The organism is Streptomyces noursei, from assembly GCF_016917755.1.
GTDB lineage: Bacteria > Actinomycetota > Actinomycetes > Streptomycetales > Streptomycetaceae > Streptomyces > Streptomyces yunnanensis.
This window is the reverse complement of the sequence record NZ_CP070326.1, coordinates 8,938,812-8,956,944: the sequence shown is the minus strand read 5'-3', so window position 1 is coordinate 8,956,944 and position 18,133 is coordinate 8,938,812. Positions and strand designations below refer to the sequence as shown.

General features: G+C 72.8%; 16 protein-coding genes. 9 read left to right on the top strand and 7 right to left on the bottom strand.

Translation table 11 applies throughout. The annotated features are described in order from the left end of the window. Positions 1–51: 51 nt before the first annotated feature. Both JNO44_RS39050 and JNO44_RS39045 read right to left on the bottom strand, forming a co-directional pair. The gene (locus JNO44_RS39050) at positions 52–1,338 is read right to left on the bottom strand and encodes a cytochrome P450 family protein (protein ID WP_205368719.1); all 1,287 of its coding nucleotides are present in this window, start codon (positions 1,336–1,338) and stop codon (positions 52–54) included. Between the two features lie 84 nt (positions 1,339–1,422). Continuing rightward, complete coding sequence (locus JNO44_RS39045; RefSeq protein WP_205368718.1) at positions 1,423–2,181, bottom strand: TetR/AcrR family transcriptional regulator; 759 nt, start codon at positions 2,179–2,181, stop codon at positions 1,423–1,425. Positions 2,182–2,410: 229 nt separating this feature from the next. Here JNO44_RS39045 and JNO44_RS39040 point away from each other — a divergent pair, with 229 nt between their 5' ends. The 3 genes from JNO44_RS39040 to JNO44_RS39030 all read left to right on the top strand — a co-directional run bounded on the left by JNO44_RS39040 (position 2,411) and on the right by JNO44_RS39030 (position 5,330). Further along, a complete protein-coding gene (locus JNO44_RS39040; RefSeq protein WP_205368717.1) occupies positions 2,411–3,103 on the top strand; it encodes an RraA family protein in 693 nt (230 codons plus the stop codon). A gap of 473 nt (positions 3,104–3,576) precedes the next feature. Beyond that, the gene (locus tag JNO44_RS39035) at positions 3,577–4,740 is read left to right on the top strand and encodes a PP2C family protein-serine/threonine phosphatase (protein WP_240167862.1); all 1,164 of its coding nucleotides are present in this window, start codon (positions 3,577–3,579) and stop codon (positions 4,738–4,740) included. Positions 4,741–4,889: 149 nt separating this feature from the next. Beyond that, complete coding sequence (locus JNO44_RS39030; RefSeq protein WP_205368715.1) at positions 4,890–5,330, top strand: SRPBCC family protein; 441 nt, start codon at positions 4,890–4,892, stop codon at positions 5,328–5,330. 222 nt (positions 5,331–5,552) lie between these two features. On the opposite strand, the gene JNO44_RS39025 is transcribed toward JNO44_RS39030, so the two are convergent. After that, positions 5,553–5,840: a hypothetical protein gene (locus tag JNO44_RS39025; RefSeq protein WP_067344612.1), complete on the bottom strand. Its 288-nt coding sequence runs from the start codon at positions 5,838–5,840 to the stop codon at positions 5,553–5,555. A 252-nt stretch (positions 5,841–6,092) separates the two neighbouring features. On the opposite strand from JNO44_RS39025, the gene JNO44_RS39020 reads away from it, so the two are divergent. Both JNO44_RS39020 and JNO44_RS39015 read left to right on the top strand, forming a co-directional pair. After that, entirely contained in the window at positions 6,093–7,226 is a 1,134-nt protein-coding gene (locus JNO44_RS39020) for a site-2 protease family protein (protein WP_205368714.1), read from the top strand. Between the two features lie 193 nt (positions 7,227–7,419). After that, positions 7,420–8,187: a PP2C family protein-serine/threonine phosphatase gene (locus JNO44_RS39015; protein WP_205368713.1), complete on the top strand. Its 768-nt coding sequence runs from the start codon at positions 7,420–7,422 to the stop codon at positions 8,185–8,187. A 133-nt stretch (positions 8,188–8,320) separates the two neighbouring features. Here JNO44_RS39015 and JNO44_RS39010 read toward each other — a convergent pair whose 3' ends face one another. The 4 genes from JNO44_RS39010 to JNO44_RS38995 form a co-directional block, all read right to left on the bottom strand. Then, a complete protein-coding gene (locus tag JNO44_RS39010) occupies positions 8,321–9,847 on the bottom strand; it encodes an ABC transporter ATP-binding protein (protein WP_205368712.1) in 1,527 nt (508 codons plus the stop codon). An 86-nt stretch (positions 9,848–9,933) separates the two neighbouring features. Further along, positions 9,934–10,824 (bottom strand): ABC transporter permease, encoded by an 891-nt coding sequence (locus JNO44_RS39005; protein ID WP_205368711.1) that lies wholly within the window; start codon positions 10,822–10,824, stop codon positions 9,934–9,936. Then, positions 10,821–11,831, bottom strand: a complete 1,011-nt coding sequence (locus tag JNO44_RS39000) for an ABC transporter permease (RefSeq protein ID WP_338058601.1) — start codon at positions 11,829–11,831, stop codon at positions 10,821–10,823. Before JNO44_RS39000 ends, JNO44_RS39005 begins: the two co-directional genes overlap by 4 nt. Continuing rightward, positions 11,816–13,336, bottom strand: coding sequence for an ABC transporter substrate-binding protein (locus tag JNO44_RS38995; RefSeq protein ID WP_205368710.1), 1,521 nt, complete (start codon positions 13,334–13,336; stop codon positions 11,816–11,818). Before JNO44_RS38995 ends, JNO44_RS39000 begins: the two co-directional genes overlap by 16 nt. A gap of 300 nt (positions 13,337–13,636) precedes the next feature. Between JNO44_RS38995 and JNO44_RS38990 the strand changes: the two genes are divergently transcribed. From JNO44_RS38990 to JNO44_RS38975, 4 genes are read left to right on the top strand one after another with little or no spacing between them, the layout of a single operon-like run. Continuing rightward, positions 13,637–14,629, top strand: a complete 993-nt coding sequence (locus tag JNO44_RS38990; RefSeq protein ID WP_205368709.1) for a TauD/TfdA family dioxygenase — start codon at positions 13,637–13,639, stop codon at positions 14,627–14,629. After that, entirely contained in the window at positions 14,626–15,672 is a 1,047-nt protein-coding gene (locus tag JNO44_RS38985) for an ornithine cyclodeaminase family protein (protein WP_205368708.1), read from the top strand. The genes JNO44_RS38990 and JNO44_RS38985 overlap by 4 nt, the downstream gene beginning before the upstream one ends. Then, positions 15,663–17,066 carry a Y4yA family PLP-dependent enzyme gene (locus tag JNO44_RS38980; RefSeq protein ID WP_205368707.1) on the top strand — a complete coding sequence of 468 codons (1,404 nt, stop codon included), beginning with the start codon at positions 15,663–15,665 and terminating at the stop codon, positions 17,064–17,066. Before JNO44_RS38985 ends, JNO44_RS38980 begins: the two co-directional genes overlap by 10 nt. Positions 17,067–17,099: 33 nt before the next feature. Further along, complete coding sequence (locus JNO44_RS38975; RefSeq protein ID WP_205368706.1) at positions 17,100–18,125, top strand: cysteine synthase family protein; 1,026 nt, start codon at positions 17,100–17,102, stop codon at positions 18,123–18,125. The last annotated feature ends 8 nt before the right edge of the window (positions 18,126–18,133 follow it).

Genomic DNA, 18,133 nt, shown 5'->3' with positions numbered 1-18,133 from the left:
GCCGGGCGGAGCCCTGTCGGGGCGAGGTCCCGCCCGGCTCGGGCCGTTCGGTCAGTTCAGCCGGAGCGGCAGCGCGGCCAGCTGCCAGTTGCCCGGCAGCGGGTTCCGCTGGAGGGTGTCCGGCGCGACCGCCAGCGTCAGGTCCGGGTAGTGCGCGAGCAGCTTGCCGAAGGCGACTTCGCCCTCCTGGCGGGCCAGGCTGGCCCCCAGGCAGTAGTGCATGCCGTGGCCGAAGCCGACGTGGTTCTCGGCCCGGCCCGCCGGTTGGCGGGTGATGTCGAGCCGGGCGGGGTCGGCGTAGTGGCGGGGGTCGTGGTTCGCCGCGACCAGCAGGGGCAGTATGGCCTCGCCCTTCGCGATCCGTACCCCGGCCAGCTCGACGTCCTCGACGGCGTACCGCAGCCGCGTCATCTGCACCGGACCGCACCAGCGCAACAGCTCGTGCACGGCACGGGGGAGCAGCTCCGGATCGGACTTCAGCAGATGCAGTTGATCGGGGTGGGTGAGCAGCGCGGCCGTGCCGTTGGCGATGAGATGGGCGGTGGTCTCGTGACCGGCGATGACAAGGGTCAGGACCATGGTGACCATCTCGCTGTCGCTGAGCCGGCTGCCGTCGTCGTCATGCACCCGGATCAGTTCGCTCAGCAGATCGTCGGCGAGTGCCCCGCGCCGTTCCCGGATCAACTCGTGAATGTAATCGATCATCGCCGGGAACGCCACGCGCAGCGATTCCGGCTGTACGGAGATGAGTTGGGAACTCCAAGTGCGCCACTGCGGCTGGTCCGCCTCCGGAATTCCCACCAGTTCGCAGATGACCGTGATGGGCAACGGATAGGCGAAGTGCTGAATGAGGTCGACGACGCCGTTGTCCGCGTGATCGGGGAGCCGATGCAGCAAGGTATCGGCTATTTCCTCCACCCGGGGCCGCAGATCGGTGATCTTGCGGGCGGTGAATGCCCGGGTGACAAGCCGCCGGAGCCGGGTGTGGTCGGGGGCGTCCATGGTGAGGATGAAGCCGGCAAAATATTCCCGATAGCGCTCGGGCAGTCCCATCATCTCCAGCATCCGGCTGGTCGGCGATTCCCCGTTCCCGGTTCCGGCGAATTTCGGGTCGCTGGCGAAACGCTGATCGCGCAGCGCTTCCCGGGCCTCCTCGAAGCGGGTGATGAACCACACCGGTGTGTCGTCCACGAACCGGCCACGGACCACCGGCCCCTGCTCGCGCAGCTCGCCGTATCCGGTGAACGGGTCGGCGAGCAGGGCCGGTTCCATCACGTTCGGCTCGCCGGGGTGTTTGCCGATGTTCTGGTTGAAGGGGGATTCCGCTAGTTCCGTCATTTCCGTCTCCTGTGAAATGAGCCTTGGGGTGAAAGGGGGCGCGATGGGCACCGGCCGGGCACCGGCCTTGTGCCGCCCGGGTGTTCAGTCGCGCAATTGCCGACGCATCTCCTGGACGCTGCGCTCCACCACCTGCTCGTACAGCGGGATGATCTCGCGTGCGGCGGCGGCCATCGCCTCGTCCGCGGTCGCGCACCGGGGGGCGTCCACATCGGCCGCGGCCCCGACATCCGGCGTACGGAATGCCGCCGGTGGAATTTCCAACGTGCTGCGGATGGTCGTGGCGAGGAGCTCGCCGCGCACCTCCGGAGCGTCCGGCGCGCGGTCGTACAGCATCGCCTCGGCCATGAAGAACCCGCCGGTCGTGGCGAGCAACATGTATTGCTGGTGCCACAGGTCGATGTCGGTGCGCAGCAGTCCGTGCGCCCGCAGCACTTCGAGGTAGCGCACCATGACCTGGTCGTTGAACGCGATGATCTCGGCGAATTCCTTCTTGGCGGCGTCGTTGAGCCGGCCGAGGATGTCGACGTCGTCGGTGTAGAGGGCGCGGAGCACCGGCTCCTCCAGGAAGTCCTGGTAGTAGCCGCGCATCATCCGGCTCGGCAGGACTGCCCGGGCATCGGCCCGCATCCGTCCCAACTGCTGCTGCAGGCTGCGCATCTTGGCTTGCAGGACGACGGCCAGCAGTAGGGAGTCCTTGGTCTTCCAGTGCAGGTAGACCGTCCCCTTACCGACCTTGGCGCGGCGGGCGATCTCGTCGATCGTCACGCGCCGGTAGCCCCATGCGAGCAGGAGCTCTCCAGCGGCCTGCAGGATCCGTTCGCCGCGTTCGGCCCGTTCCACGTGCCTTCCCCTTCCACGTTTGTGACCAGATTTTGAATCTGGTCACACAGTCAAAGCTAGGTCGGGCATGGCATGCCGATAAGGCGGTTTTCGGCCACTCGCCTTTGGTGGAGCGGTAGTTGACCGTCCGCATATGAGGGCCCCGAACGGGCCGGAAGCGTGGCATCGTTCGCCGCAGACCGCGCCGACCGCTCCGAGGCGGCGACGGCACCGAACGGAGGAGAACGCCATGCTCAAGACCTTCGCCGAGCTGTCCACACCCCTGGTGGCCGATGCCTGCGTCCGGCTCGGCGTACCGCTGCGCGCGGCCCCGCCCGGCATCGGCACGGTGGTTCCCGGCCAGCGGGTCGCCGGGCGCGCACTTCCCGCCCGCCACTACGGGAGCGTCGATGTCTTCCTGGAGGCGTTCACCGACGTCCGGCCCGGCGACGTGCTGGTCATCGACAACGCCGGCCGCCAGGACGAGGCGTGCGTCGGCGACCTGCTGATCCTCGAGGCGCAGGCCGCGGGAGTGGCCGGCGTGGTCATCTGGGGACTGCACCGGGACACCCCGGAGCTGGTCGAGATCGGTCTCCCGGTGTTCAGCTACGGTCGCTGTGCGCCGGGCCCGGTCCGGCTCGCCGAGCGGGAGCCCGACGCTCTGACGAGCGCTCGCTTCGGGCCCCATCTGGTCACCGCCGACGACCTCGTCCTCGGTGACGACGACGGGGTGCTGTTCATCCCCGCGACCCGGGCCGCGGACGTACTGGACACCGCACGCACCATCCGGGAGACCGAGCGCGAGCAGGCCCGCAGGATCCGCGCCGGCGACACCCTGCGCCGGCAGACCGGCTTCGACGACTACCTCGCGCGCCGCGCCGCCGATCCGGAGTACACCTTCCGCCGGCACCTCCGCCGTGTCGGTGGAGCCGTGGAGGAATAGAGCCAGGTCAGGGGAGTGGGACGAGGCGTCGGTCGACCTGGGGCATGAGGCCGGCGCCCTCGTACGAGCAGGGGTTGACGTCGAGTTACCACCCTCGGGTCGATGTCGCCGGGCGGCGGATCGCGGACAGTGAGAGGTGTCCGGCACGGCGGGCGGCCGCGCCGGACACACCCGGTCAACTGTCCGTACAGGGAGGCATCATGATCAGGACCGCAGCCACCGCGACCGCATGGTCCGCCAGGGAGCGTCACGAGGCGCTTCGCCCAAGAGAGGTGACATGCCGCAGATGGCCTAATCGTCGGGTTGGCTGTCCATGGGCGTCAGGCTGTGGGCCTTGAGCACGGTCTGACAGGAGTCCGTGGCGGGAGCCCGTGTGAACAGGTCGCGTAAGTGGGTCGTTGAGCGGTGGCGCTGAAGACGAGGGTGACGGCGTTGGCGGGTCCGGTCCCTGCGGCGCGGCGGGAGCAGTCACCATGAGGTCGTCGGGCCACGGCCATGCGGCCCAGCGGCTCTCCGGGCTGGTGGACAACAACGGCTTCGAGGCGCCCCGGGTCCCCGCCTGGATGCGCTGGCTGCCCGCGCTCTATGTCCTGGCCGTGCTGCTGGTGGAGTTCGTGACGCCCACACAGTGGGCGGTGAGCTCCCTGCTGATCGCCGTGCCGGTGCTCGCCGCCTTCACCCACGGCCCGGTCGGCGTCGCCGGTGTCACCGCCTTCGCCGTCGGCCTGGAGGGCGTGCTCGCGGGAACCCCGTGCTGCACGGGCCACAATCCACATCAGTTATGGGGGAACCACTATGTCGCGACGTATATCTCCACCATCGTCGTAGGGATCATGGGCGTGGCGCTGGCCTGGTACCGGCAGCGTCAGCAGCGGCACCTGGTGCGCGTCAACTCGGTCGCCGAGGCCCTGATGCGGACCCTGCTGCGGCCGGTGCCGCACCGGGTCGGCAACGTGCTGGCGGCGGGGCTCTACCGCTCGGGCGAGGTCGGCACCATGGTCGGAGGGGATCTCTACGACATCCGTGCCACGCAGGCCGGCGAGCGGGCCATCATCGGTGACGTCCGGGGGAAGGGGCTGCAGGCGGTTCGTACCGTCGCCGACATCCTCGGCAGCTTCCGCGAGGCGGTCTACGACCCCGGCGACCTGCTGGCAGTCGCTTCCCGGATGGAACGGCGGCTGGCCCGCGAGGCGGCGGAGATCCCCGACGACGAGTTGTTCGTGACCGCGGCCCTGATCGAGTACGACGCCCGGGCCCACCGGGTGACGATCATCAATCACGGCCATATCGAACCGGTGCTGATCTCCGCAGGGGAGGTGATCCCGCTCACCGGTCCGCCTGCTCTTCCGCTGGGGCTGGGCGGGCTGGCCGCCGACTCGCCCGTCTCCTACACACACCGTTTCGCCCACGGTGATGTGCTGCTGCTCTGCACGGACGGTCTGATCGAGGCCCGCGATCAGACCGGTGCGTTCTATCCGCTGTTGGAACGGCTCGGGCAGCGGTTCGGGGGCCGGTCCGCTCCCGGCCCGGCCGATGTCATCGACTTCCTCAACGTCGACCTGCCCCGCCACACCCGCATCCTCCACGACGACGTGGCGATCCTCGCGATCGCACCGTGCGGGCAGGATCCCGCCTAGGCCGGGTCCGGACATCGGTGGGCCGGCTGGGGAACGGTCGGGTGGGGAAACGGCCGGGTGGGCCGTGTGCACTCGGGTCGCCGCCGGCCGCCGGGCGGGGGACCCTGGAAGACGTAACGGGGGCCGTTGAGGAAGCTGTGAGGTGTCCGATGAGCACTCTCGAAGAACACATCGACATCGGTGCTCCCCTCGAAACCGCCTGGGATTGCCTTCATCGTGCGGAGACCTATCCCCGGTTCCTGAAGGGCGTCCGGGATGCCCGGTCAGAGGGTGAGCGGCGGGCGCACCTGGACGTTGACGCGGGCGGCCGGGCGCAGGAGTTCGAGGTCGAGATCGTCGACCGGGAGATGGAGAACGTGATGACGTGGCAGACCACGAGCGGCCCCGATCTGGCGGGGACGTTCTCGCTGCTGCCCATCGACCGGGGGCACACCCGGCTCCAGGCCCGGTTCGAGTACGACCCGGGCACGATCAAGGAGACCTTCGGCGGGCCGCAGGGGTTCGCACAGGCGGTCGCGATCGAGCGGGGCGTGCGCAGAGACCTCCAGCAGTTCAAGGAACTGGTGGAAGCGCAGGGCAAGGCCAAGTGAGCGGCCGGTGACAGGGCCCAGCAGGCACGGGACGACGGGAGGCGACCGATAGCGGGAGGTCGGAAGCGGAGGGGGAGAGGAGCGCAGGACGGGAGGGGAAGCGCCGCGGGAGCGGTGGGAACGCGAGGCGAAGGGGGGAGCAGCGGGTGGCGAGTTGGCCGCACACGCGATGCGGTGGCCCACGGCCCGTCGGTGACGGGTGGGGCGGTGGCGGATGTGGGGTCAGGCGAGGAAGCGTTCCGGCATGGGGCGTTCCACCCCGTCCAGCTCCAGTGTGCAGCGGGGTGCGGTGGGGACGAGCCGCGGCTCCCGGACGCGTATGCGGAAGATCCGGACGGGGTCGTCGGGGAGTTCCCCGGTGAGGAGGTTCAGCCCGGTGCCGTGCTGCTGCTGGTATGCGACGACCTTGCCGTTGACGAGGAGCTCTATCTCGCCGTCCCGCCCGGGGCCGACGTTCACGGTGATCGAGTGGCCACCCTGGTCGAGGTGGAAGTGATGGCTGCGTCCCATGGCCCTCGCCTCCGTCCGCAGGGGGGTACGCGTTCGGTGAAGGCGTTCGCACCTACCGGCGTTCGCACTTCCCGACTTCCAGGTTAGTTCGACGGCGGGGCCGGGACCGGCTGGGACGGCGTCCGGCAGGGAATCCGACGGGGAGGAGTGGCGAGTGACAATGGGGGTGAGTCCGGTGTCGGGCGGTCCGCGGAGCGTGGGGCGTGCGGCCCCGCCAGGAGCAAGCACCGCCCGGGCCGGCGGGAGACGCTGATGAACGGCTCGGTCCGGATCGGACACGTCGTCGGGGTGCCGCTGCGCATGCACTGGAGCGTGCCGCTGCTGGTGGCGCTGTTCGCGTACGGCCTGGGGCGGCAGACGCTGCCGGTGATCACTCCGGGGCGGTCCGCTGTCGTCTACGCCCTGGCCGGGGTCGTCGGAGCCGCGTTGCTCACCGGGAGCCTGCTGCTCCACGAGACGGCGCACGCCGCGATCGCGCGGCGGAAGCAGATATCCGTCGAGGACGTCACTCTGTGGGCGCTGGGCGGGATCACGCGGATGGGACGGCCGCAGACCGCGGCCGCGGCCTTCGCGGTGGCCGTCAGCGGCCCCCTCACCAGTCTCCTCATCGGCGGTGTCGCGCTGGGGGCCGGCTTCGGGCTGAGCCAGTTGTCGCTGTGGGAGGTGCCCGCGGTCGTCCTGGTGTGGCTGGGCTGGGCCAATGTGATCCTGGGCGTGTTCAATCTGCTGCCGGCGGTACCCCTGGACGGGGGCCGGGTGGTGCAGGCGCTCCTGTGGTGGCGCACCGGGGACCGGGACCGCGCGGATCTGGTGGCGTCCCGGGGCGGGCAGGTGATGGGCGCGCTGCTGGTGGCGGTCGGCTGGGTCTCCGTTCTGCGCGGGATGCCGAGCGGGCTGTGGCTGGCGTTCATCGGGCTGTTCGTGATGGTCGTCGCCGGGGCGGAGCGGCGGCGGGCGACGCTGCAGTCCGCGCTGCACGGGATACGGGTGGTCGACGCCATGTCCAGTCCCGTGGAGACCGGGGCGGACTGGTTGACCGTCCAGCGCTTCATCGAGGAGGTGGCGGTGCACACCGGGCACTCGGCCGTCCCGCTGCTGGATTTCGAGGGCCGGCCGAGCGGGATGGCGCAGCTGCGCAGGCTCGCCGCGATACCGGTCGCCCAGCGCGAGGAACTCCGGGTGCGGGACGTGGCGACGCCGCTGTCCCACTGCGCGGTGGCGGCGCCGGACGAGCTGCTGACCGAGGCGCTGGAGAAGCTGTCGCTGCGGGCCGGGCTGCCGATCCTGGTCGTGGATGCGGGGCATCTGGTGGGGATCATCACCGCCAAGGACGTCTCCCGGCTGATGCAACGGCATACGCTCAGCGGCCGGGCGGGGGCCGGATGAGCCCGCGGGCCAGGGGCTGGGCCGTGTCCGCACAGTGCGGCCTGCCGTCCGGCGCCCGGTACGCCGAGAGCACGCGGACACAGCCCGGCCCGCCCGCCGGGCGCACGACGGGACTGTGCGGACACGACCCGGGGGCGAGGCGGGAGGTGCCGCGGCGGATCCGGCGGGGGAGCGACCGCGAGGAGCGACGGCCATGGAGACGGCGGTGCGGTACATCACGGTGGCGGCGCTCAGCCATACCGGCCTGATCCGGGACCACAACGAGGACAGTCTGGTCGCCGGGCCGTGGACGCTGTGCGGCACGGTGACCGAGAACCCTCAGATGCTGGTGTTCCCGATGGGCAGCCCCCTGGTGGTGGCGGTCGCCGACGGCATCGGCGGGCAACCGGGCGGCGAGGTGGCCAGCGCACTGACCGTGGCGCACCTGGCGGCCCTCGGCCCCTCACTGGACAGCGAGGAGGCGGTGCGGGAGGCCCTGACCCGCTGCAACCGCGCGGTGTACGCCGCGGCCGAGCGCGATCAGGCGCTGACGGCGATGGGCACCACGGTGGCCGGCACCGTCGTCCTGCCCGATGCGCTGCTGGTCTTCAACGTCGGCGACAGCCGGGTCCTGGAGGCCGACGGGGACGGGCTGCGGCAGGTGAGCGTGGACGACAGCCCGCCGCTGCGGCCGGGGCAGCGGACCACATCGCTGGTGACCCAGGCGATCGGCGGCGCGGCGCGGTTCAACGCGATCACCCCGCACGTGCGGACCGTGCCGCTCGCCGAGGGCCGTCGGTATGTGGTGTGCACGGACGGACTGACCGACCCGGTCCTGGAGGAGGAGATCGCCGCGGTGCTGCGGGCGCACGACGGCGGGCGGGCCGTCTTCGAGCTGTGGAAGGCGGCCATCGAGGCGGGCGCGCCGGACAACATCACGCTGGCGTTGATCGGCGTCGAGGGCGAGCCGGCTCCTGACTGACGTAGCGGGGTGAGCCGGTCCCCCCGATCGGGCGGGGAGGCGAGCCGGCCCCGATCGGGCTGGAGGGGGGAGCCACCGCCCCGACAGGCGCCGGGGGCGGTGCGGATCTGCCCCCGCGGGGGCGAGGCGGTCGTCAAGGGCCGGGTGCGCGGGCCACCGCCGGGTGTCCGGCGATGCTCTTCGCGGGGCCGGTCGAGAGCACCCGCCCGGACTCCAGGGTGTACACGGTGTCGGTGTACGCCGCGACGAGCGGGGCGTCGTGGCTGACGACGACGAGCGTCAGACCGCGGTCCGCCCTGATCGTGGTCAGCAGGTCCATCACCGCCACGGCGGTGTCCGGGTCGAGCGCCGAGGTGATCTCGTCGCAGAGCAGCACGTCCGGTTCGGGGGCCAGGGCGCGGGCGACGGCCACCCGTTGGCGTTGGCCGCCGGAGAGCTCGTGCGGATAGCGGCCGGCGAAGTCGGGGGCCAGCCCGACCCGTTCGAGGAGTTCGGCCACCCGGCCGGGGATCTCCGGCCCGGCGGCCCGGCGGTGGAGGCGCAGCGGGCGGGTCAGCGTCGCGCCGACGGTGCGGGCCGGGTTGAGGGCGCCGAGCGGGTTCTGCGGTACGAGTTGGATGCGGCGGCGGTCCTCGCGCGAGCGTCTGCGGACGAGGACCGGCAGCGCCCGTCCGTCGAGGGTCAGCGCCCCCGCGTCCGGGCGCTGGAGCCCGGCCAGGACGCGCAGCAGGGTGGTCTTGCCGGAGCCGGAGGGCCCGCACACCCCTGTGGAACTGCCGGGCGCGGCGGTGAAGTCGACGTCCGTGAGGGCGGGGTGCGCGGTGCCCCGCCGGTGGATGACGCGGAGGCGGCGCGCGCCGAGGCCGGTGGCGGCGGGGAGCCGCACCGGGGTGGTGGGAGCGCGCGGCCGGTCGTGGGCCGGATGCGCCGCGGCGCTCTCCCGTGCTCTCTCCGCGGCGGGGGCCGCCGCCGGGGGCGGGCCCGTCAGATCGATCACGTCGTCGGCGTACCGGTCGACGAGTTCGGGGTCGTGGCAGGCGAGGACGATCGCCAGGTGCCGGTTGCCGGCCAGGTCGCGCAGCAACGCGCCGATCTCGTCGCGGAGGGCGGGGTCGAGGCCCGCGGTGGGTTCGTCCAGGAGCAGCACTTCGGGCTCGCGGGCGAGCGCCCGGGCGAGCGCGACGCGGCGCTGCTGGCCGCCCGACAGGGCACCGGGGCGGCGGTCGGGCAGCCCGTCGTCGAGCGGCAGCCGGCATTCGGCGAGCAGCTCCCGCACGGCCCGGGGCCCGGGGTCGGCGGCGACCTCGGCGACCAGCCGCCGGACCCGCATCCGTGGGTTGAGCGCCGAGCCCGGGTCCTGGCCGACGTAGCCGACGCGGCGCCGGCGCAACTCCCGTAGGGGGGACGGCGGGAGGGCCAGCACGTCGTGTCCGAGGACCTCGACCGTGCCGGAGGTGACCTGCGCGCCGTCGGGCAGGGCGCCGAGCAGCGCGCGCAGCAGGGTGGTCTTGCCGGAACCGGAGGAGCCGGTGAGCGCGGTGATCCGGCCGGGTCGCAGGGTGAGGTGGGCGCCGGCGAGCAGCACGGGCCCGTCGACGAGGCGGATCTGAAGATCGGTGACGCGGACCAGGGGCGGTGGGACGGGCTGTTCGTCGGTCATGGTCGGGCCGGGTTCCTCCGTGCGAGTCCTACGGATGGCGAGGGGACGGGAGGGCGGCTCACCGTCTGCTCCATGACGAGGGCGGCTCACCGCCTGCTCACCGCCCGGCGTTCTGCCCCGCGTCCTGCCCCGCGTCCCGCCCGGGGTCCCGACCGGCGTCCCGCCTTCGGCGCCACGGTGTCCGCCGCGAGGTTGACGCTGATGGCCAGCAGGCCGATGGCGAGCGCGGGAGCGACCACGGACCAGGGGTCGAGCAGGATGCCGGAGGCGTTCTCGCGGATCATCAACGCCCAGTCCGCGGTGGGGGGTTGGGGGCCGAGCTGGAGGAATCCGGCCATCGAGATGACGTACACCGCCTCGACGAACCGCAGTCCGAACAGGGCCAGGACGGTGGCCCGCAGATGGGGCAGGATCTCCCGCAGCGCCAGGTGGAACAGCCGCTCGCCACCTGCCGCGGCCGCCTCGACGAAGCCGGAGGCGGCCAGCGGCGCGGCGGCGCCGGCGACGATCCGCACCGCGTACGGCGTGCCCAGGGCGATCGCCGCGACCGTCACCGCGGGCCGTCCGCCCCCGGGCCAGGCCAGCGACAGCAGCATGATGCCCAGCACCGGCGGCAGCAGGATCGCGACGTCGGCGACCGCCTCGATCACCCGCCCCAGCGCGGGGCTGAGCGCGGCCAGGCACCCCAGCAGGGTGGCCAGCGCGGTGACCACCACCGCCACGGCCAGCGCGCTGCCGATCAGCGCGCTGCCGCCGTGCAGCAGCCGGCTCAGGACGTCCCGGCCCAGCTGGTCGCCACCGAGCGGCGCGCCGTCGCCGGGGGGCGCGTACGGGGCGGTGACCGGCTGGTCGGCGGGGTGCGGTGCGAGCAGCGGGCCGAGCAGGGCGAGGACGGTCAGCAGCAGCGCCGGGGCCACCCGGGGCAGGGCGCGGGGCCCGCGGAGCCGGGTGCGGTCGAGGACGGCGGTGGTGCTCATGACCGGTCTCCCAGGGTGCGGTACCGGATCAGGTCGGCGAGGAACAGCACCAGGCTGACCGCGGCGCCGGCGCAGGCGACCACGCCGGCGATGACGGGGGTGTCCCGGTCGGCGAGGGCCCCGGCCAGCACCGTGCCGATTCCCGGGTAGTTGAACAGCGTCTCGACCACGACGGCGCCGCCCAGCAGCATGCCGGTGGAGGTGGCGGCGCCGATGGCGATGGTCGGCAGGGCGCCCGGCAGCGCATGCCGCAGCAGCACCTGGCGGCGGGGCAGACCGTCGAGGTGGGCGGCGGCCACGTGCGGGGTGCGCTCCTGGTCGGCGAGGGCGGCCCGGACGATCCGGGTGTTCCAGCCGGTCTGCGGGACGGCCAGGGCGAGGACGGGCATCACCAGCATCGTCCAGTCGGCGGGGGCGCCGCCGCCGTCGGTGAGGGTGACCGCGGGCAACCAGCCCGTCCACAGGGACAGCACCAGCAACAGGCCGACCGCGACGATGAATTCGGGCAGGGCGAAGGTGGCGGTGGACCCCAGGCCGATCGCCCGGTCCAGCCGTCCGCCGGGCCGGGCCGCCGCCCAACAGCCGAGCACCAGTGCCGCCGCCATCGTCAGGACGAAGGCGGCGCCGCCGAGCAGCAGGGTGTTGGGGAACGGCGCGGCGAGCAGATCGGTCACCTTCTGGCCGCGGGCGGAGGTGCCCAGGTCGCCGGTGGGCAGTCCGGTCATCCACTGCTGGAAGCGCTCCCACAACGGCCGGTTCAGGCCCAGCAGATGGCGGCGGGCGGCGACGCCGGCGGCGCCCTCGCCGCGCTCGGAGGTGGCCGACGCGGCGTCCCCGGGCAGGAGTTGTACCGCGGCGAACACCACTGCCAGGAGGACGGCCAGCATCAGCACCCGTTTGCCGAGCAGCATCCCGATCCGCGCGGCGGCCCGTCCGGCGCCGGTGCCCCGAGTCGGGCCGGGCCGCGCGGTGCGGTCGTCGGGCGGGGCGCTCACCGCGCCAGCCACACGTGCTCCAGCTGCACCCGCCCGTAGCCGGGCAGCTTGGGCAGGTTGCGGACCTTGCGGGCCGCCAGGTCGATGCCGTCCGCCATGCCCCACAGCAGGTAGCCGGACCGGTCGTGCTCGATCTGCTGGAGTGCGCGCAGGGCACTGCGGCGCCGTGCGGCGTCGGCGGTGCCCAGGACCTTGGCACAGGCGGCGTCGAACTGCGGGTCGGACCAGCCGGCCTCGTTCTGCCCGGCGCCGGTGGTCATGGTCTTCGAGGCGAAGAAGACCACCGAGTCGTTGGTGCCCCAGTAGTTGGTGTAGAGGTCGCCCTTGAGCCAGGTCCTGGCGTAGAAGGTCCCGGACTCCTGCTTGGTGACCTTGATCTTCAGACCGGCCTCGCGGGCCTGGGCGGCGAAGAGCGTGGCGGACTCGGCGAGCCCGGCGATGTCCTCGGTGGTGATCAGCTCGTAGGTCCGTGACAGGTCGAAGCGCGCCTCGCCCAGCAGTCGCCGGGCGCGCGCGAGGTCGCGGTGGCGCTGCGGGACGGCCTTGGCGTAGTCGGGGTCGCCGGTGCCGAGGATGTCGTTGGCGACCGTGCCGTAGCCGGAGAGCACCTGCTTGACCATGGCCTCGCGGTCGACGATCAGCTTGACCGCCTCGCGGACCTTCGGGTCGGCGAACGGGCCGTCGGCGGCGCGCATCACGATCGGCATCGCCATGTCGTTCGGGCGGCGGAGGACCTGGATGTCCTGGCGGCCGGCGGCGGTGCGGGCGGCCACCGCACCGGCGTTGGAGGCGAGGTCGATCTGCCCGGCGAGCATGGCGTTGGCCATGGCCTGCGGGCTCTCGAACATGGTCACCTCGATGGCGTCGAGGTGGATCCCGCCGCCGTGCCAGTGGTCGTTGCGGACCAGGCGGGCGTTGCCGCCGCGGTACCGGTCGAGCCTGAACGGGCCGGTCCCGGGGGCCTGGGCCAGCTCCTTCTCGGGGGTGTCCTTCTTCAGGACGAAGGTGGTCAGGCGGGTGAGCAGCGGGAGTTCGGCGTTGGGGCGGTCGGAGACGAGGACGACGGTGTCCTTGCCCTCGGCGGTGATGCGGTGCGCCTGGATGCCGGGGAGCCGGGCGGCGCCGGCGGGGGTGTTGCGCAGTCGACGCAGCGACCAGACGGCGTCCTCGGCGGTGACCGGCGTCCCGTCGTGGAACGTCGCGCCTTCGGCGAGCCTGAACCGCCAGGTCCGCAGATCCTCGGACGCCTGCCAGGAAGTCGCCAGCCGGCCCGCGGTGTTGTCCTTGCGGCCGGGTGCGGTGAGGGTGTCGTGGACCAGCGCGATGATGAGGTAGTCGCTCTCGTTGCCCTGGGTTCCGTGGGGGTCGCGGGTGATCGCGGAGGCCCGGCCGAGGGCGCCCACGCGCAGGGTGCCGCCCTTGCGGGGCGGGCCGTCGGGGCCGCCGCCGTCGGAGTCCGCGCCCGGTCCGCCACCGCACCCGGAGAGGAGTGCCGCGGCCCCCAACCCGCCACTCATACACAGCAGTTGACGCCTGTTCAGGTCCACCTTCGCGCCCTCGTTCCCGCGGTGTCGGAGGAGGGGGATCCGCGAACGGACCCACCGTGACTAAGGTTTGCCTACCCTAAGGTCGGGTGCCTGTGCAAGGGCTCGCACGGGCCTCGGTACGAATCAAAACTAAGGTTTGCCTAACTTAATCCATCTGTGTAGTTTCGGCGGCACCCGCTCACCGCGACCGGCCTCCGTAGTGGACTCAACTCCCGTATGCAGTAGCCGAGTTGTGGTGTGACGACACCTCCAGGAACGGATGACCTCGCCATGAGCACGGGTTCCGCCCCCGTTCGCCTGCTCGACGACGCATCGCTCACCGAACTTCGCCGCGCGGCCGAGGAGATCCTCGCCGCCGCCGGCACCTCGGCCACCTCGCCCGAGCTGCTCGCCGCCGTGGCGCGCTCCGCCGCCGCCCTCGGCGCCCCGATCCGCCACGCCTGCCGCCCCGTCGACACCGACGACGGCCTGTTCGTGCTCCGCGCCCTGGCCGTCGACGACACCGGGATAGGCCCCACACCCGGCAGTTGGGCCACCGCCGGCGACCGCGCCGCCGTCCACGACATCGCGCTCCTGCTGCTCGCCACCGTCATGGGCAACCCCCTCGCCTGGGAAGGCCAGCAGGACGGCCGCTTCGTGCACAACATCATCCCCTCGTCCGGCCACGAACAGGCCCAGACCGGCGCCAGCAGCAGCGTCCTGCTCAGCCCGCACACCGAGGACGCCTTCCACCCCGGCCGCGCCCACCTGCTGATGCTCGGGTGCATGCGCAACCACGACGCCATCGCCACCACCGCCGCCAGCATCCGCAAGGTCCGGCTCGGCGACGAGGACCTGGCCGTCCTCGCCCGCCCCGAGGTCCCGATCCTCCCCGACGACGCCTACGCCGAGGCCCGGGGCTTCGACGGCCGCCCCCCGAACGTCCCCACCGTGTGGGAGTCCGAGGACGGCCGCACCCTCCGCTTCGACCCCGCCTACACCCCCCTCGACGAGGCCACCCCGGAGTACCGGGCCGCCTACCGCCGCCTGTCGGAGCAACTCGCCGCCGTCTCCACCGCGGTCAGCCTCGCACCCGGTGAGGTCCTGGTCGTCGACAACGACCTCGTCGTCCACGGCCGGGTGCCCTTCCGGGCCCGCTACGACGGCACCGACCGCTGGCTCAAACGCGCCTCCGTCCGGGTACCCGGCCGCCGCACCCGCCCGCCCGCCGAGGCCACCGAGCACGGCTACGGACAGGCGGCCATCGAGGCGCACGCCGCATGAACCACCAGCAGCCTCTCCCGGAGGACCTCGTGACCGACCGGAGCACCCCCGTCCACGACATACCCGGCCGCACCCTGCGCGCCCTGTCCACCAGTGACCTCGCCGGCATCGACATCACCCTCGCCGACGTCGTCGAGACCGTCGAGCAGGCGTACCGCACCCTGGCCGGCGGCGCCTCCGACAACCCCCGCAAGCTCACCGTCAAGCCCGCCGACGGGCACTCCGTCGGCTATGCGATGCTCGGCCGCGACGGCTCCCGCGAGATCGTCGCCGTCAAGACCTCGTACAAGCACGGCCTCGACAAGGACCGCGGCGACCAGCACTACTACACCGCGCTGACCCTCTACGACGACATCAGCGGGCTGCCCATCGCGATGATGGACTGCGGCCGGATCGGCGCCCTGCGCACCCCGGCCGTCTCCGCGCTGCTGGCCCGCGCCTGCGCCCGGCCCGGCGCGCGCACCGCCCTCGTCATCGGCACCGGCACCCAGGGCCGGCTGGCCCTGCCGTTCCTGCTCACCACCCTCCCGGACCTGGACCGGCTGCTGCTGGCGGGCAGCCACCCCGACGGCATCGACGCGGTCCGCGCGGAGCTGCACCGCCACTTCCCGGACCGCGACGTGGAACTCGTGACCGATCTGCGGGCCGCCGCCCCCTCGGCCGACATCGTCGTCGCCACCGCCGGTGGCCACACCGCCGCCGCGGTCGAGGCCGACTGGCTCGCCCCGGGCGCGCTGGCCGTCCTCGTCGGGCACGGCCTGGCCCCCTCGACCCTGCACCGCGCCGACCGGGTCATCGCCACCAGCGAGGCCCAAATGCGGGTCACCGGCACCGACATGGCCGACGCCGAAGGGCACCTCCGCCCGGTGGACGCCGAGTTGCCGCGGATCATCGCGGGCGCCGCGGTCGGTCGCCGCACCGCCGACGAGCGGATCTTCGGCTACAACAGCGGACTGGTCGTCACCGACATCGCCCTCGGCCACCGCTTCGCCCAACTCGCCCTCGCCCAGGGCCGGGGGACGCAGGTACCGCTGTGGCAGTGACCGGCGACCGCACCCCCGCCCCCTCCGCGGTCCCCTTCCTCCCGGCCCTCCCGGACCCCGGCACCGACGCCGTCCTGGACAGCGGGCTGCTGCCCGAGCTCTCCCACGCCTTCGGCGGGCCCTTCCACTTCCTGCTGCCCGACCGCTTCGACGCCAATGTCGCCGCCTTCCGCACGGCCCTCGCCGAGACCGGCGTGGACGGCCGGATCCACTACGCCAAGAAGGCCAACAAGGCCGCCGTCTGGATCGAGCGGTGTGCCGCCACCGGCACCGGCGTGGACGTCGCCAGCCTCGGCGAACTCCGCGAGGCCCTCGGCAACGGCGTCCGCGGCGAGCGGGTCGTGGTCACCGGCCCCGCCAAGAGCGACCAACTGCTGCGGGTCGCGGTCCTCCAGGCATGCCTGATCGCCGTCGACTCCCTCGACGAACTGGACCGGTTGCTGCACCACGCCCCGCCGGGCGCCCCGCGCGCGCCCCGCATCCTGCTGCGGCTGCTGCCCCCACAGCAGCCGGGCAGCCGCTTCGGCATGACCGGCGCCGAGCTGGACACCGCCCTCGCCCGCTGCGTCGCGGCCGGTGACGCGGTCCGGATGGAGGGCTTCAGCTTCCACCTCTCCGGCTACGCCATACCGCCGCGCGTCGAGCTCGCCGCCGCCCTCCTCGACCGCTGCCTGGCCGCCCGCACCATGGGCCTCCAGGCCGACCGCATCAGCATCGGCGGCGGCTTCGCCGTCGACTACTGCGCCCCCGCCGACTGGTACGCCTTCCTCACCGCGCAGCGGCCCGGCCACTACCACGCGGACCGGACCTTCGACCCGGCCGACTTCTACCCGTACCACTCACCGGTCGCCGGGGCCGACGCCCTGCGCGCCGTCCTCGCCGGCACCACCGCCACCGGCAGGGACAGCGGACCGCGGACCCTGGCCGATCGGCTGCGGGACACCGGCACCCTGCTGCTGCTGGAGCCCGGGCGGGCGCTGCTGGACGGCGCCGGCGCCTCCGTCTTCCGGATACAGGGCGTCAAGGACCGGGCCGGCTACGCCATCGTGACCGTGGACGGCACCAGCCTGAGCCTGTCCGAGCAGTGGTTCAACAGCGAGTTCCTGCCGCAACCGGTCCTGGTCGGCGCGGACGGCCGGGCGACCGGCGACGCCGCCCACCCCGCCTGCGTCGGCGGCGTCAGCTGCCTGGAGTCGGACCTGCTCACCTGGCGCAAGGTCCCCTTCCCCCGGCGACCCCAACCGGGCGACCTGCTGGTCTACCCCAACACGGCCGGCTACCAGATGGACTCCAACGAATCCCCCTTCCACGAACTGCCGTTGCCCCCCAAGGTCGTCCTCGACCGCACGGACGGGCGCCCGCGCTGGCGGCTGGACCGCCGCCCCGCCCCCTGACCCGACCGCCCTCCCGCCCCAGGAGCCCGCCCCATGAACGAGGCACTGAGCCGCCCCGCCGTGGTCTCCCGCGTGTCCGAACTCGTCGGCTGCACCCCGCTCCTCGAACTGTGCCGCACCGAGAACGGCAGCCGGCTGCTGCTCAAACTGGAGATGTTCAACCCCACCGGCAGCGCCAAGATCCGGATGGCCCGGCAGATGGTCCTGGACGCCGAGGCCCGCGGCGCGCTCCGCCCCGGCGGCCGGATCGTCGAGTCCACGTCCGGCAACACCGGCCTCGGCCTCGCCGTCATCGCCGCCGAACGCGGCTACACCTTCACCGCCGTCGTCGACCGCCACGCCAGCGCCGACAAGCTCCGCACCATGCGCGCCCTGGGCACCGAACTCGTCTACGTCGACGACGACGGCAGCGAGGACCTGGCCACCGCCGCCCGCGAGGAGCTGGCCGAGGAGCTGGCCCGCGGCCGCGACAACACCGTCTTCACCGAACAGCACAACAACCCCAGCAACGGCGTCGGTTACCACCCCGTCGCGCACGAGCTGCACCAGGCACTGGACGGCCGGCTCGACCTCCTCATAGGGGCCGTCGGCACCGGCGGCGCGCTCTGCGGCACCGCCGGCGAACTGCGCACCCTCATACCGGACGTCACCACCATCGGCGTGGAACCCAAGGGCTCCATCGCCTTCGGCGGCCCCGCCCACGACTACTACCAGTCCGGCACCGGCACCCCCGAAGGCGCGGAGATCGGCGCCCTGGTCGACTTCGCCCTCATCGACGAGGGCGTCAAGGTCGGCGACGTCGAAGCCTTCGCCACCGCCCGCGCGGTGGCCCGCACCGGCCTGCTGATCGGCGGCTCCGCCGGCGGCGTGGTCCACGAGGCGCTGCGCCGACTGCCGTCACTGCCGCCCGGGACGACCGTGGTCGCCCTCGTCAACGACGGCGGGGAGAAGTACCTGGATACCGTCTTCGACGACGGGTGGCTGGCCGCCCGCGGCCTCCTCGCCCCCGACGTCGAGCGCGAGATCGACGAACGCCTCAGCAAACTCCGCAGGAATTGACGGCTCAT

Coding starts and splice junctions, on each gene's coding strand:
- JNO44_RS39050 (WP_205368719.1), bottom strand. CDS start 1,338: ATGACGGAACTAGCGGAATCCCCCTTCAACCAGAACATCGGCAAACAC.
- JNO44_RS39040 (WP_205368717.1), top strand. CDS start 2,411: ATGCTCAAGACCTTCGCCGAGCTGTCCACACCCCTGGTGGCCGATGCC.
- JNO44_RS39035 (WP_240167862.1), top strand. CDS start 3,577: ATGAGGTCGTCGGGCCACGGCCATGCGGCCCAGCGGCTCTCCGGGCTG.
- JNO44_RS39030 (WP_205368715.1), top strand. CDS start 4,890: ATGAGCACTCTCGAAGAACACATCGACATCGGTGCTCCCCTCGAAACC.
- JNO44_RS39025 (WP_067344612.1), bottom strand. CDS start 5,840: ATGGGACGCAGCCATCACTTCCACCTCGACCAGGGTGGCCACTCGATC.
- JNO44_RS39020 (WP_205368714.1), top strand. CDS start 6,093: ATGAACGGCTCGGTCCGGATCGGACACGTCGTCGGGGTGCCGCTGCGC.
- JNO44_RS39015 (WP_205368713.1), top strand. CDS start 7,420: ATGGAGACGGCGGTGCGGTACATCACGGTGGCGGCGCTCAGCCATACC.
- JNO44_RS39010 (WP_205368712.1), bottom strand. CDS start 9,847: ATGACCGACGAACAGCCCGTCCCACCGCCCCTGGTCCGCGTCACCGAT.
- JNO44_RS39005 (WP_205368711.1), bottom strand. CDS start 10,824: ATGAGCACCACCGCCGTCCTCGACCGCACCCGGCTCCGCGGGCCCCGC.
- JNO44_RS38995 (WP_205368710.1), bottom strand. CDS start 13,336: ATGAGTGGCGGGTTGGGGGCCGCGGCACTCCTCTCCGGGTGCGGTGGC.
- JNO44_RS38990 (WP_205368709.1), top strand. CDS start 13,637: ATGAGCACGGGTTCCGCCCCCGTTCGCCTGCTCGACGACGCATCGCTC.
- JNO44_RS38985 (WP_205368708.1), top strand. CDS start 14,626: ATGAACCACCAGCAGCCTCTCCCGGAGGACCTCGTGACCGACCGGAGC.
- JNO44_RS38975 (WP_205368706.1), top strand. CDS start 17,100: ATGAACGAGGCACTGAGCCGCCCCGCCGTGGTCTCCCGCGTGTCCGAA.